The organism is Xanthomonas sp. F1 (genome assembly GCF_014199855.1).
In genome coordinates this window covers 163,301-177,406 of record NZ_JACHOK010000006.1, presented here as the reverse complement: position 1 = coordinate 177,406, position 14,106 = coordinate 163,301, and the positions used below count along the sequence as shown (strand labels likewise).

13 protein-coding genes are annotated in these 14,106 nt (G+C 69.9%); 10 read left to right on the top strand and 3 right to left on the bottom strand.

The annotated features are described in order from the left end of the window. Positions 1-243 precede the first annotated feature (243 nt). The 7 genes from pdhA to GGR71_RS14540 all read left to right on the top strand — a co-directional run bounded on the left by pdhA (position 244) and on the right by GGR71_RS14540 (position 9,106). Positions 244-1,332, top strand: a complete 1,089-nt coding sequence (pdhA, locus tag GGR71_RS14570) for a pyruvate dehydrogenase (acetyl-transferring) E1 component subunit alpha (RefSeq protein WP_160957625.1) — start codon at positions 244-246, stop codon at positions 1,330-1,332. Then, complete coding sequence (locus GGR71_RS14565) at positions 1,325-2,404, top strand: alpha-ketoacid dehydrogenase subunit beta (protein WP_048489679.1); 1,080 nt, start codon at positions 1,325-1,327, stop codon at positions 2,402-2,404. The genes pdhA and GGR71_RS14565 overlap by 8 nt, the downstream gene beginning before the upstream one ends. Position 2,405: 1 nt before the next feature. Continuing rightward, positions 2,406-2,756: an SH3 domain-containing protein gene (locus GGR71_RS14560; protein ID WP_160957626.1), complete on the top strand. Its 351-nt coding sequence runs from the start codon at positions 2,406-2,408 to the stop codon at positions 2,754-2,756. Beyond that, positions 2,753-4,192 (top strand): dihydrolipoamide acetyltransferase family protein, encoded by a 1,440-nt coding sequence (locus GGR71_RS14555; RefSeq protein WP_160957627.1) that lies wholly within the window; start codon positions 2,753-2,755, stop codon positions 4,190-4,192. The genes GGR71_RS14560 and GGR71_RS14555 overlap by 4 nt, the downstream gene beginning before the upstream one ends. Positions 4,193-5,489: 1,297 nt before the next feature. Next, on the top strand, positions 5,490-5,666 hold the full coding sequence (locus GGR71_RS14550; protein ID WP_160957628.1) for a hypothetical protein: 177 nt from the start codon (positions 5,490-5,492) through the stop codon (positions 5,664-5,666). A gap of 249 nt (positions 5,667-5,915) precedes the next feature. Next, entirely contained in the window at positions 5,916-7,487 is a 1,572-nt protein-coding gene (locus GGR71_RS14545; RefSeq protein WP_160957629.1) for a M4 family metallopeptidase, read from the top strand. Positions 7,488-7,819: 332 nt separating this feature from the next. After that, on the top strand, positions 7,820-9,106 hold the full coding sequence (locus tag GGR71_RS14540) for a DEAD/DEAH box helicase (RefSeq protein WP_160957630.1): 1,287 nt from the start codon (positions 7,820-7,822) through the stop codon (positions 9,104-9,106). Between the two features lie 209 nt (positions 9,107-9,315). Here GGR71_RS14540 and GGR71_RS14535 read toward each other — a convergent pair whose 3' ends face one another. After that, entirely contained in the window at positions 9,316-9,645 is a 330-nt protein-coding gene (locus GGR71_RS14535) for a DUF6172 family protein (RefSeq protein WP_048489674.1), read from the bottom strand. A 162-nt stretch (positions 9,646-9,807) separates the two neighbouring features. On the opposite strand from GGR71_RS14535, the gene GGR71_RS14530 reads away from it, so the two are divergent. Continuing rightward, positions 9,808-10,569 (top strand): SDR family NAD(P)-dependent oxidoreductase, encoded by a 762-nt coding sequence (locus tag GGR71_RS14530; RefSeq protein WP_048489673.1) that lies wholly within the window; start codon positions 9,808-9,810, stop codon positions 10,567-10,569. 208 nt (positions 10,570-10,777) lie between these two features. Here the strand turns inward: GGR71_RS14530 and GGR71_RS14525 are convergent, their stop codons facing one another. Then, on the bottom strand, positions 10,778-11,410 hold the full coding sequence (locus GGR71_RS14525; protein WP_160957631.1) for a Rossmann-fold NAD(P)-binding domain-containing protein: 633 nt from the start codon (positions 11,408-11,410) through the stop codon (positions 10,778-10,780). 527 nt (positions 11,411-11,937) lie between these two features. Between GGR71_RS14525 and GGR71_RS14520 the strand changes: the two genes are divergently transcribed. After that, complete coding sequence (locus GGR71_RS14520; protein ID WP_160957632.1) at positions 11,938-12,864, top strand: carbohydrate kinase family protein; 927 nt, start codon at positions 11,938-11,940, stop codon at positions 12,862-12,864. Positions 12,865-12,955: 91 nt separating this feature from the next. Beyond that, positions 12,956-13,456, top strand: coding sequence for an MgtC/SapB family protein (locus tag GGR71_RS14515; protein WP_160957633.1), 501 nt, complete (start codon positions 12,956-12,958; stop codon positions 13,454-13,456). Here GGR71_RS14515 and GGR71_RS14510 read toward each other — a convergent pair. Further along, entirely contained in the window at positions 13,417-14,043 is a 627-nt protein-coding gene (locus GGR71_RS14510) for a ParB-like protein (RefSeq protein ID WP_160957634.1), read from the bottom strand. The genes GGR71_RS14515 and GGR71_RS14510 overlap by 40 nt on opposite strands. Between the last annotated feature and the right edge of the window lie 63 nt (positions 14,044-14,106).

Below are 14,106 nucleotides of genomic sequence, written 5' to 3'. Positions count from 1 at the left end.
CGCGCAGCGCACCGCGGGCGTTGACCATCGCCACCGGTGGACATCCACGCGCACATGAACGGCATGCATCGCACTGCAACATCGTCGATACCCAACGCCATCAATCCGCAACGCGGCGCGACCAGGCTTTTCTTGTGCGCTACGGCATCGCCACGTGCTGCGGTGCACGACGGCTTTTGTGCACGGCTTCCTTAACATGCCGACTCATATCATTTGAAACTTGTTGTCGAGAGCGCCATCGCCATGAGCATCGCCGCCCAGTTCGAAATTGAGTTCCTGCAGTACCTCGACGCGGGCGGCCAGCCGGTCCGCGACGCGCTTCCGGCCGACTCGGCCAACCCACAGACGCTGCTGGCGCTGTTCAAGCAGATGCTGTACGTGCGCACCTTCGACAGCAAGGCGGTGGCCCTGCAGCGCACCGGCAAGCTGGGCACCTACGCCTCCTGCCTGGGCCACGAGGCCACCCACGTCGGCATCGGTGCGTCGATGCGCCGCGGCGACGTGCTGGCGCCCAGCTATCGCGAGTACGGCGCCATGTTCATGCGCGGCGTGCGCCCGCGCGAAGTGCTGCTGTACTGGGGCGGCGACGAGCGCGGCAGCGACTTCCAGCGCGATTCCGACGCCGCCCGCGACTTCCCGATCTGCGTGCCGATCTCCACCCAGTGCCTGCACGCCGCCGGCGCCGCGCTGGCCTTCAAGCTGCGCGGCGAGCCACAGGTGGCCGTGGCCACCTGCGGCGATGGCGGCTCGTCCAAGACCGACTTCTATGCCGCGCTCAACTCCGCAGGCGCTTACCAATTGCCGTTGATCCTGTGCGTGATCAACAACGGCTGGGCGATCTCGGTGCCGCGCAACGCGCAGACCGGTGCGCAGACGCTGGCGCAGAAGGGCCTGGCCGGCGGCCTGCATTGCCTGCAGGTGGACGGCAACGACCTGATCGCGGTACTGGAGGCGATGCGTCAGGCGCGCGAGCGTGCGCTGGCCGGCCAGGGCGGCACGGTGATCGAGTTCATGACCTACCGCCTGTCCGACCACACCACTGCCGACGACGCGCGCCGCTACCGCGACGACGCCGAGGTCAAGCAGGCCTGGGAACGCGAACCGCTGCTGCGCCTGCGCGCCTGGCTGAGCGCGCAGGGCCTGTGGAGCGAAGAAGAAGAGGCGGCGTGGAAGCAGGAATGCGCGCGCCTGGCCGACATCGAACTCAACGCCTACCTGGAAACCCCGGTGCAGCCGGTGGAAGCCATGTTCGACTACCTGTACGCCGATCCCCCACCGGACCTGCTCGCGCAGCGCGCCGAGGCCATCGCCCTGGAGCAGCGCCATGGATGAGTTGAGCCCTCGCCTCGCCGACACGTCCGCCGCGTCTGCGGCCGGCACCGCCCACAGCGCCGCCACCGCGCGCGGAGACAGCCCGATGACCAGCACGCCCATTACCTTGATCGAAGCGGTGACCCAGGCGTTGGCCTGGGAACTGCAGCACGACCCGTCGGTGCTGGTGCTGGGCGAGGACGTGGGCGTCAACGGCGGCGTGTTCCGCGCCACCGCCGGCCTGCAGCAGCGCTTCGGCGCGCAGCGCGTGCTCGACACCCCGCTGGACGAGACCACCATCGCCGGGCTCAGCGTCGGCCTTGCCGCGCAGGGCATGAAGCCGGTGGCCGAGGCGCAGTTCGACGGCTTCGTCTACCCGATGGTCGATCACCTGATCTGCCACGCCGCGCGCCTGCGCACCCGCACCCGCGGCCGCCTGCACTGCCCGATGGTGCTGCGCGTGCCGTGGGGCGGCGGCATCCGCGCGCCGGAACACCACAGCGAAGCCAACGAATCCATCTTCACCAACGTACCGGGCCTGCGCGTGGTGCTGCCGTCCTCGCCGCAGCGCGCCTACGGCCTGCTGCTGGCGGCGATCCGCGAGCCGGATCCGGTGATCTACATGGAGCCCAAGCGCATCTACCGGCAGTACAAGGAAGTGGTCGCCGACGACGGCGAGGCGCTGCCGCTGGACGTGTGCTTCGTGCTGCGCGACGGCACCGACGTGACCCTGGTCGCCTGGGGCGCGCAGGTCAAGGAAGCGCTGGAGGCGGCCGACCGGCTCGCCGCCGACGGCATCAGCGCCGAAGTGATCGACGTGGCCACGCTGCGCCCGCTGGACTTCGACACCATCGCCGAATCGGTGGCGCGCACCGGCCGCTGCGTGATCGTGCAGGAAGCCCCGCGCAGCGCCGGCTTCGGCGCCGAGATCGCCGCGCGCCTGGCCGAGCAGTCGATGTACGACCTGGTCGCGCCGGTGCAGCGCGTGACCGGCTACGACACCCACATCCCGCTGTTCCGGCTGGAAATGAAGTACCTGCCGAGCACCGACAAGATCGTCGCCGCGGCCAAGCGGGCGATGGCCGCGGGTTGATATGCAGGCACGTTTGATCAGCGATTACCGCGCCGCCTATCCGCATCCGATCCGCATCGCCGCCGGCGAGCGGGTCGCGCTGGGCGTGCGCGACGAGGAGTGGCCGGCGTTCGTCTGGATCACCGGCGCCACCGGCAGCGCCGGCTGGGCGCCGCTGGCCTGGCTGCAGCCGACCGGCGACGGCCATGCCGTGGCGCTGCGCGACTACGACGCGCGCGAACTCGATGCCGCGCAGGGCGACACCGTCGTCCTGCATCACGAATACGGCGACTGGTGGTGGGCCGAGCGCGCCGATGGCGTGCAGGGCTGGCTGCCGGCACGCGACCTGGAACTGCTGGAAGAGACCACATGAGCCAAACCAAGAATTTCAATCTGCCCGACCTGGGCGAAGGCCTGCCCGACGCCACCATCGTCGAGTGGTTCGTCAAGGAAGGCGACACCATCCGGCTGGACGAGCCGCTGGTGTCGATGGAAACCGCCAAGGCGGTGGTGGAAGTGCCCTCGCCGGTCTCCGGCAAGGTGCTGAAGCTGGCCGGCGCACCGGGCGACATCGTCGTCACCGGCAGCATGCTGGCGCAGTTCGCGCCCGACCCGAACCTGCCGCAGCGCGCCGAAGGCCAGGACACCGGCCATCACCACGGCGGCACGGCGCAGGCCACGTCCGGCAAGGGCGCCGGCGCGGACACTGCCGCGGCCGACGATCGCGTGGTCGCCTCCGACGACGGCGGCGAACTGCACGACGCCGACAACACGCAGGCCGCAGGCGAGCGCGACGATGCCGGCACCGTGGTCGGTGCGATGCAGAGCTCCAACACCGTGCACAGCGAGCAGGCCGTGTCGGTCGGCGGCGTGCGCGCGATGCCGGCGGTGCGCGCCCTGGCCAAGAAGCTGGGCGTGGACCTGGGCCGGGTGCGCGCCAGCGGCGCCGACGGCGCGGTCACCCTGGCCGACGTCAAGCAGGCCGCGGCCGATGGCTCGGCGAAAGCCGGCGCCGTTGCAGGAGCGGCTTCCGCCGCGACTCCACGCAGTCCTGCCGTCGCGGCGGAAGCCGCTCCTACGACAGCCCGCACACCCCAGGCCGCACCTGCGCGCACCCCGCTCTCCGCCGCCGGCAAGCCGATGCGCACGCAGCCGCCCGGCGTGGCCGTGCAGGGCCAGCCCGAGCCGCTGAAGGGCGTGCGCCGCAACATGGCGCGGGTGATGGCCGAGGCGCAGCGCCAGGTGGTGCTGACCACGCTCAACGACGATGCCGACCTGCACGCGTGGACGCCGGGCAACGACACCACCGGGCGCCTGGTGCGCGCGATCGTCGCCGCCTGCCAGGCGGTGCCGGCGCTCAATGCATGGTTCGACGGCGAGGCGCTGACCCGCACCCTGCACGTGCACGTGGACATCGGCATCGCCGTGGACACCGACGACGGGTTGTTCGTGCCGGCCCTGCGCAATGCCGACATGCTCGATGCACGCGGCGTGCGCGAAGGCATCAACCGTCTGCGCCAGCAGGTGGAGGCGCGCAGCATTCCGGCCTCGGAACTGAGCGGCTATACCATCTCGCTGTCCAACTTCGGCATGTTCGCCGGCCGCTACGCCACGCCGATCGTGGTGCCGCCATGCGTGGCCATCGTCGCCGCCGGCCGCGCCCGCCATCAGCTGGTGCCGGTGATGGGCGGCGTGGAAACGCACAAGATCCTGCCGCTGTCGCTGAGCTTCGACCACCGCGCCTGCACCGGCGGCGAAGCGGCGCGCTTCCTGCGCGCGATGATCGACGACCTGGCGCTACCGGGCTGAGCGACCGTCACCTTGCAGAGCAGCCGACGTGCCTGACGCAAAGCGGTGCATCTGCTGCGCCTGCCGCAGCAGATGCACCCCAATGATGGGATGCACCACCATTGTGGGAGGGGCTTCAGCCCCGACCCGACGAACAAAAAGATGGCGGGACTCAAGCTCTTCTACAGCGGATGGCTCAGAGGCCACCTAGAGGCGCATGTTTCCCGCGGTCTTCTGCACCTCGTGGGGTGATAGCCGATGAGCAACCCCAGCACAGCGCGTCGGGGCTGAAGCCCCTCCCACAGTGCAATGGCCAGCGCTAAGTGAATGACCAGCGCCATGTTGCTGTTTGGGATCGGCGCTGCCGATCGCTCCGGCGTGCGTTCGGCGCACATCAGCCGACTTGCTGATGCCAAGCCGTGCATCTGCTACGCCGGACGCAGCGGATGCAGCATTGTGGGAGGGACTTCAGTCCCGACGCGACGAACAAAAATCGCCGGGGCTCACGCCCTTCTGCAACGAACGCCTCGGAAGCGACACAGAGAGACGCGTTTTCTGCGCTCTTCTACACGTCGCCGAGCGATAGCGGATGAGCAACCCCAGCACAGCGCGTCGGGGCTGAAGCCCCTCCCACAGTGCAATGACCAGCGCTACGTGAATGACCAACGCCATGTGACCGTTGGGATCGGCGCTGGGCGACCGCTTCGACGCGCGTTCGGCACATACCAGCCGACTTGCTGACGCCAAGCCGTGCATATGCTGCGTCAGACGCAGCGGACGCAGCATTGTGGGAGGGACTTCAGTCCCGACGCGACGAACAAAATCGCCGGGGCTCAAGCCCTTCTGCAACGAACGCCTCGGAAGCGACACAGAGAGACGCGTTTTCTGCGCTCTTCTACACGTCGCCGAGCGATAGCGGATGAGCAACTCCAGCACAGCGCGTCGGGGCTGAAGCCCCTCCCACAGTGCAATGACCAGCGCTACGTAAATGACCAGCGCCATGTGGCTGTTTGGGATCGGCGCTGGTGATCGCTTCGGCGTGCGTCGGTGCACATCAGCCGACTTGCTGACGCCAAGCCGTGCATCTGCTACGCCGGACGCAGCGGATGCAGCATTGTGGGAGGGACTTCAGTCCCGACGCGACGAACAAAAATCGCCGGGGCTCACGCTCTTCTGCAACGAATGCCTCGGAAGCGACACAGAGAGACGCGTTTTCTGCGCTCTTCTGCACGTCGCCGAGCGATAGCGGATGAGCAACTCCAGCACAGCGCGTCGGGGCTGAAGCCCCTCCCACAGCACAATCACCTGCGTTACGTGCATGACCAGCGCCATGTGGCTGTTTGAGATCGGCGCTGGTGATCGCTTCCGCCTGCGTCGGTGCACATCAGCCGACTTGCTGACACCAAGCGTGCATCTGCTGCGTCAGGCACAGCGGATGCACCATTGTGGGAGGAACCTCGGTCCCGACGCGACGAACGAACGCATCACGCTGTGATGACGCACCAAACGTCCTCGACTGCACATCACATGTCGGGAACCGACGCACGCATCCTCTGGACGTCAAAAAAATCCTGAACAAAACCTGTCTACCACGCGCCGCAGCAGCACCGTTATGGTCGCTGCACAGGGGGAGGCACTGCGCCGATCGGCCGCACTGCCCGGTCGTCATGCCACGTCACCGCGCACGGCCGCTCCGCTGCCGCGTCGGCGTGTCCTTCCTTCTCGCGTTACGAGGATTCCGCTCATGACTCTGCCAAGTCGTCATCGTCCGTCGGTGCTGCTGCCCTCCCTGCTGCTCGCGCTCGCCGCCTCCTCCGCCAGCGCCGCGCAGCGCGTGGATCTGCATGCCAAGAATCCGGACACGCTCGGTGCCCAGTACCGCAGCGCCGCCGCGCGCGTCGGCGGCATTCCGGCCGCAGCCGCGGTGCGCCATGCCGAACTGATCGGGCTGGACGCCGAATCCGCGCTCACCCTGCTCGGCAGCAGCGAAGATGCCGACGGCACCGTGCATCGCCGCTACCAGCAGACCTTCCGCGGCATTCCGGTGTGGGGCGAACAGGTGATCGTCAGCGAGCGCGCTGACGGCAGCGTGCGCAGCCTGTTCGGCCGCTCGGTGGCCGGGCTGGCCAGCGAGTTGCCGGCTACTGCCGCCAATACGCCCAACGCCACGCTGACCGCAGACCGCGCGTTGCTGCTGGCGCAGCGCGTCGCGCTGGGTACGACCCAGGCCGAGCGCCGTATCGAACGCGCGCAGGCGCCGCAGATGATCTATCTCGACGACAGCGACCGCGCGCACCTGGCCTACGTGGTGTCGTTCTTCGCCGATGCGCCGAACGGCGGCGCGCCGAGCCGGCCGTTCGTGATCGTGGACGCGCGCAATGGCACCATCCTGAAGCAGTGGGAGGGCCTGACCACCCGCGATGCCACCGGCCCCGGCGGCAACGCCAAGACCGGCCAGTACGAGTACGGCAGCGACAGCATCCACGGTTTCCTGGAGGTGGACGACAACTGCCGCATGCAGAACAGCAACGTCAAGTCGGTGAACCTCAACGGCGGCAGCTCCGGCGCCACCGCGTACCAGTTCACCTGCCCACGCAACACCTACAAGGCCATCAACGGCGCCTACTCGCCGATCAACGACGCGCACTACTTCGGTGGCGTGATCGAGAAGATGTACCGCAGCTACGTCGGCGTGGCGCCGCTGACCTTCCAACTGGTGATGCGCGTGCATTACGGCACGCGCTACGAGAACGCGTTCTGGAACGGCTCGACGATGAACTTCGGCGACGGCAACACCCGTTTCTATCCGCTGGTGAGCGCCGACGTCGCTGGCCACGAGGTCTCGCACGGCTTCACCGAGCAGCATTCCAACCTCACCTATTCGGGCCAGTCCGGCGGCATCAACGAGGCGTTCTCGGACATGGCCGGCGAGGCCACCGAGTACTACCTCAAGGGCACGAACGACTTCAAGGTCGGCACCGAAATCTTCAAGGCCAACGGTGCGCTGCGCTACATGGCCAACCCGACGCAGGACGGCAGTTCGATCGACAACGCCGCCAACTACCGCAGCGGCCTGGACGTGCATTACTCCTCGGGCGTCTACAACAAGGCGTTCTACACCCTGGCCACCACCTCCGGCTGGAACACGCGCAGCGCCTTCGAAGTATTCGCCCGCGCCAACCAGCTGTACTGGACGCCGAGCACCAGCTTCAACAGCGGCGCCTGTGGTGTGCGCACCGCCGCCAGCGACCTGGGCCGCTCGGTGACCGCCGTCAACAACGCCTTCGCCGCCGTCGGCGTGAGCTGCACGCAGTAACGTGTCCACTCGCGCATGGCCATCCGCGTGGATGGCCGTGCGTTGCAGTTGGGGATTGGGGATCGGCCACAGCCGCTCTCGCCAATCGCCTCGTAGGAGCGGCTCTGGTCCCCTTTTCGGGATCAGCCGCGACGGGCGAAGTGGCGTGCGTTCCGACGGCGCAATGCGTCGGGACTGAAGTCCCTCCCACAGTGCACCCGGCGCACTCGCCGCACGTCCTTGTGGGAGCGGCTTCAGCCGCGACGCGCGATCGCCCAAAGCAACACGACGGAACCGCTCCTGCACCGGGTCGGCCATACTGTGCGGTCTCTCCCGCGCCTTGTCTGTCCCCGATGCCATTCGCCTCCCTCGGCCTGTCGCCCGCGCTGTATCCCGCCTTCGCCGCCGCGCTCGCGCGCGCCGGCTGGCCGACGCCCACGCCGATCCAGCAGCAGGCGGTGCCGCTGATCGTCGCCGGCCACGACGTGCTGGCGATGGCGCAAACCGGCTCCGGCAAGACCGCCGCGTTCGCGCTACCGCTGCTGCAGGCCTGCGCGCAGGCGGCGAGGCCGGCGCGCTCCACCCGCGTGCTGGTGCTGGTGCCGACCCGCGAACTGGCGGTGCAGGTCGCCGACGCCTTCGTCGCGCTGGGCCTGGAGCTGCCGCGGCGGCCGCGGGTGGTGGTGGCGGTCGGCGGCATCTCGATCAATCCGCAGATGCTGGCGCTGCGCGGCGGCGCCGACGTGGTGGTGGCGACCCCCGGACGCCTGCTGGATCTGCTGGGGCAGCGCGCGCTGCAATTGGACGCGGTGGCGCACCTGGTGCTGGACGAGGCCGACCGCCTGCTCGACCTGGGCTTCGGCGCCGAACTGGAGCGGCTGCTGCAACTGCTGCCGCCGACGCGGCAGACCCTGCTGTTCTCGGCCACCCTGCCGGCCCCGATCGCGGCGCTGGCCACGCGCCTGCTGCACGCACCGCGACGGATCGGCGACAACGCCGACGCCGCGCCGATCCCGGCGACGCTGCGCCAGCGCGCGATCGAGGTCGACTACGGCCGTCGCCTGGCCTTGCTGCAACATCTGCTGGAGCACGAGGCCTGGCCGCGGGCGCTGGTGTTCGTGGCCAGCCGGCGCAGCACCGAGCAGGTCGCCTCGGCCCTGGCCAAGGCCGGCATCGCGGCGCAGCCATTGCACGGCGACCTCGCGCAAGGTCGGCGCCTGCGCACCCTGGACGCGTTCCGCCAGCAGCAGGTGCGCGTGCTGGTGACCACCGACCTGGCCGCGCGCGGCATCGACATCGCCGCGCTGCCGGTGGTGGTGAACTACGACCTGCCGCGCTCCACCGCCGACTACACCCACCGCATCGGCCGCAGCGCGCGCGCCGGTGCCGAGGGCCAGGCGCTGAGCTTCGTCGACACGGCCAGCGCGGCGCATCTGCGCCTGATCGAGAAGCGACAAGGCGTACGCGTGCCGCGCGAACGTATTCCCGGTTTCGAGCCAGCGCCGGTATCGGCCCCGGCTGCCACACCCGCCACCGAGGCGGCCGCCTCCACCGGTGGCATCAAGGGCAAGCGGCCAAGCAAGAAGGACCGGCTGCGCGCGGCGCGTGCGCGGGATGACGAGCCGCCCACAGGCGCCTGAACGGCGCCTGGGTCGGCCGTGCGTGTCGAAAGCGTCATTGCGGCGCCGGCAGCGGCAGAGGTGCCGGTGCCGATCCACGTGCGTTCCTTGCGGTCGCCGATCTTGCGCGCAGCGGTCTTGCCAAAGTGCAGGCTGAAGAACGCGTTGCAGCCGTTGCTGGAGACGTCGCCGGTGCCGCGCGACCGACGCGCAGACGTCGCCAGGCGGGCTCAGTCCTCGAAGGGATCGTGCTCGCTTTCGCCCTGCCCGCCCTTGGCCCGCGGTGGCCGCGCGCAGGCGCGGCTGCGGATCTCCACGTAGAACTGTTCGCCGCCGGCGGCCACCAGCGCGTCGACCGCCCGCAGCAGCTCGGCCGGCGGCAGCACCGCGGCGGTGGCTTCCTCGGTGCCGAACAGGGTGTCGAAATCCCAGTAGTCCGCACCGGCCGGCAGGGTCTTGCGGCGCTCGCGGCGGATGTACTTGCGGATGTCGTGCTTGGCGGCGTCGAGCAGGCGGTCGGGATGCTTGCCTTCGATGCGGAGCCGGTAGGTCTTCTTCACTGCGGAAAATCCTGGAAAGGGAATGCGGCCATCGCTAGGCGGCGGCGCGGTGGGCGCACCAACGGGCGGTGCGTGCGACGGCCGCCATGGTGCCAGAAGCGGCCGCACGCTGCGGATTGCGCGGATAATCGGCGCACGCCCCACGGCACGCAGGAGCCACCGATGACCGATCCGTCCGCCTTCGCGGGATACCGCGTGCTCGTCGCCGGCGCCAGCCGCGGCATCGGCCTGGCCATCGCCGATGCCTTCGCCCAGCACAGCGCTGCAGTGGCGATCTGCGCGCGCAGTCCAGCGCCGCTGGCCGACGCCGCCGCGCAGTTGCAGCGCCACGGCCACCCGGTCGCGGCGCAGTGCTGCGACCTCGCCGACGCCGCACAGATCGAGAGCTGGGTGGCGCAGGCCGCGGATGCACTGGGCGGCATCGACGTGATGATCAACAACGCCTCCGGCTACGGCCATGGCGACGACGATGCGAGCTGGCAGGCCGGCTTCGACATCGACCTGATGGCCGCGGTGCGCTGCAACCGCGCCGCCCTGCCGCACCTGCGCAGCAGCGGCCGCGGCTGCATCCTCAACATCAGTTCGATCAACGGCCTGCGCCCGACGCCGCGGGTGCCGGCGTACTCCGCGGCGAAGGCGGCGTTGAACTACTACACGACCACGCTGGCGACGCAGCTGGCGCGCGAGCGGATCCGGGTCAACGCGATCGCGCCCGGTTCCATCGAGTTCCCCGGCGGACTGTGGGAGCAGCGCCGCCAGCAGCAGCCCGAGCTGTACCGGCAGATCCGCGCCAGCATTCCGTTCGGCGCCTTCGGCGCGATCGACGATGTCGCCAACGCGGCGTTGTTTCTGGCCTCGCCGCAGGCACGCTGGATCACCGGCCAGGTGCTGGCGGTGGACGGCGGGCAGTCGCTGGGCGCCTGAGGAAGGTCGCGTGTGCGGCCCGGTCCCGTGCGCGCGAGCTCGCTGCGGTGAGCATGGGCTACACGCGATGCAGTGGTTGATGTGACCTAGCGCCGGCGTCTGTCGCACACGACCCACAGAGAAGTCGCCTAAACGTGCATTGGCTGGCAATGTTGCGGACTCGCGCACGCCTCTCCAATCCCGAATCCCCACTCCCCAATCCCAGCTCCTAAACCAACTGCGCCGCGTCGATGACCTGCACGCCCGGTCGCGGCTGCAGTGCGGCCGCGACCAGCGCCGCAGCGATGCGTTCGGCCGGATTGATCCGGTAGCGCCGCGGCAGCAGCGGCCCGAGCGCCCGCAGCACCACGCTGGCGGCATGCTCGCCGCGGCGCCGTTGCGCGCGCTCGCCGCCGATCAGGCCCGGCCGCACCAGGGTCAGCGATGGAAAGCCGAGCGCGCGCAGGTCGTTTTCCAACTCGCCCTTGACCCGGTTGTAGAACGCCCATGACTGCGGATCCGCGCCCAGCGCCGAGTTGAGCGCGAACGCCGCGGCGCCGTGCTGGCGGAGCAGTCGCGCGATCGCCAGCGGATAGTCGTGATCGACCCGGCGGAAGGCCTCGCGCGAGCCGGCCTGGCGCATCGTGGTGCCGAGCGCGCAGATCGCCGCCTCCACCTGCCACCACGGCGCCTGTGCGGGCAGCGCGTCGAAGTCCAGCACCGGGTTGTGCAGCTTGGAATGGGTCAGCTCCAGCGCGCGCCGGGTCGGTGCGATCACCGCGCTGCAGGCCGGGTCGGCCAGCAACTGGCGCAGCGCGTGGCCGCCGACCAGGCCGGTGGCGCCGGCGAGCAGGATGTTCATGGGGCGTCCTTTGAGGCTGGCGGGGGAGGTGGTGACTATCGCAGGGGCGGTGGCAAGGCGTTGTGGGTGGGGTGCGCGGTCCATGAGGCGCTGCGCGCCCGTACCCTCACCCCAACCCCTCTCCCGGGGGGAGAGGGGCTTCGGCGTCTCCCTTCTCCCACCGGGAGAAGGTGCCCCGCAGGGGCGGATGAGGGTACGGGCGCCAGCCAGGCATCGGTGCTAAACGCCAGCATGCAACCAAGCGCGCCAGCACAGCGCCGGCCGCTCGCCGCCAGGATCCATGAGGCGCTGCGCGCCCTACCCTCACCCCAACCCCTCTCGCGGGGGGAGAGGGGCTTTGGCTTCTCCCTTCTCCCGTCGGGAGAAGGTGCCCCGCAGGGGCGGATGAGGGTACGGCAGCCCAGCCAAGCGTCCATCCCACACGGCAGCCCCAGCACCCCACCCGGTCGCCGCGCCGCAGCAGGTACGCCACAATAGCCGCCCCATCGCGCCGGCCGGCGCGCTGCAACCTGACGAGGAGCGGTTCGATGTTCGTGGTGTGCGGAGAGGCCTTGTACGACATCTTCATCGACGGCTATGCCGGCACCTCGGTCGGCATGACCGCGCGCCAGGGCGGTTCGCCGTTCAACGTGGCCATCGGCCTGGCCCGCCTGGGCGCGCCGTCGGCGCTGTTCACCGGCCTGTCCACCGATCCGCTCGGCCGCCAGCTGCGCGCCACCCTCGAAGGCGAAGGCGTGGCCCTGGACTACTGCATCGACAAGCGCGAAGCCACCACCCTGGTGATGGTCGCGCTCGACGCCGGCGGCGTGCCCAACTACGCCTTCTACGGCACCGGCTGTGCCGATCGCGCGCTGACCGAGGCCGACCTGCCGGCGCTGGACGCGCGCGTTGGCGGCCTGCATTTCGGCTCCTACACCCTGGTCGCCGAGACCACCGCCAGCACCTTCCAGGCGCTGGCCGAACGCGAGCGCGGGCAGCGGCTGATCTCGCTGGACCCGAACGTGCGGCCGACGGTGGAGCCGGACATGGCGGTGTGGCGCGCGCGGCTCGCGCGCTGGATCGCGCTGGCGCACGTGGTCAAGGTCAGCCAGGAGGACATCGAACTGCTGTATCCGCAGCAGGATCCGTTCGCCGTCGCCCGCAGCTGGCTGCAGCAGGGGCCGTCGCTGGTGGTGATGACCCTGGGCGGCGATGGCGCGGTGGCCTGGCGCGGCGACAGCGAGGCGCGCGTGCCCGGCCGGGTGGTGCAGGTCGTCGATACCGTCGGCGCCGGCGACAGCTTCCAGGCGGCGTTGCTGCAGCAGTTGCCCGATCCGGCCGCGCTGGCGGCGCTGGGCAGCGAGCCGGCCGCGCTGGAACGCCTGCTGCAGTTCTGCGTGGCCGCCGCGGCGATCAACTGCACCCGCGCCGGCGCCAACCCGCCGAGCCTGGACGACGTGCGCGCCGCGCTCTGAAGCCGACCCACGGCGAGCACGGCATGCCTGCGGCCGGCTTCCCTATGATGGGCCGGCCGCCCACGGCGCCACATCCACCAGGAGACCTGCCTTGATCGAGCTGCCCGACATCGTCGTGCGCCTGGGAATCGCCGCCCTCGCCGGCGCGGCGATCGGCTTGAACCGCGACCTGCACGGCAAGCCGATCGGCATCCGCACGCTGGGCCTGGTGGGCCTGGCCACCGCGATGGTGGTGCTGCTGGCCGACCCGCTCGGCAAGGGCGGCTTCACCGACGCCGGCAGCCGCGTCATCCAGGGCATCCTGACCGGCATCGGCTTCCTTGGCGCCGGCGTCATCTACCACACCCAAAAACATGTGCGGGTGCATGGCCTGACCAGCGCCGCCTGCGTCTGGCTCACCGCCTGCGTCGGCATCCTGTGCGGCGCCGGCCAGTGGCAGATCGTGGCCGTGTCCCTGGCCATCGCCTTCGTCATCCTGTTGTTCGGCGGACGCGTCGAACGCGCCCTGCACGCGCTCCTGGGCGGCAAGCCGCACCATGCCGCGACCACCGATCAGTCGTCGGACGACGGCCCGCACCAGCCCGGCAAGTAGCTCGCGTCCCGACTCTTGGCGAGCGCGAGCGCGGCCTCCATGGCGCGTGCGAAGTCGTCCTTGATGTCGCGGCGCCGCAGCCGGCGGCGGAACAGGTCGGCCCACAGGAACTCGCTGAACGGCGTGGTGTCCTTGGCGTAGCCGCCGGCGCGGCGGACCTCGCCGGCGAGGCTACGGTAGGGATCGTCCTTCAGGTCCGCGATCGACGTCGGCATGTCCTTGAACGGACGGCGCTCGCCCTTGGCATCGTAGGGATAGGCCCAGCGCCGATGATCCAGCACGCTCCACAGCGCGGCCTTGTCGACGACGCTGAGGTCGGCGATCACCGTGACCAGGATGTCCTTCACCCCTTCGTCGTGCAGCGCACGCGCCAGATGGTGGTGGTCGACCACGTAGTACTTGCCGTCCGGTCCCAGCACCACCGGGATCATGTGCTTGCCGAGCAGTTCGGCCTGCTTGTGCCTGGAGGCGTGCGCGCGCCAACGCTTGCGCTTTTCCTTGACCTCGCGCATGCCCACGGTCATCTGCGTGGGGCGCAAGGACAGGATCGGCACGGGGTGCAGCAGCGGTTCGCGGGGATCGGCCATGCTCAGTCTCCGTGGAGGTGGGGGTTGCGCCGCGCTGCCGGCGCCGCGGCAGGTGCGGTCGCC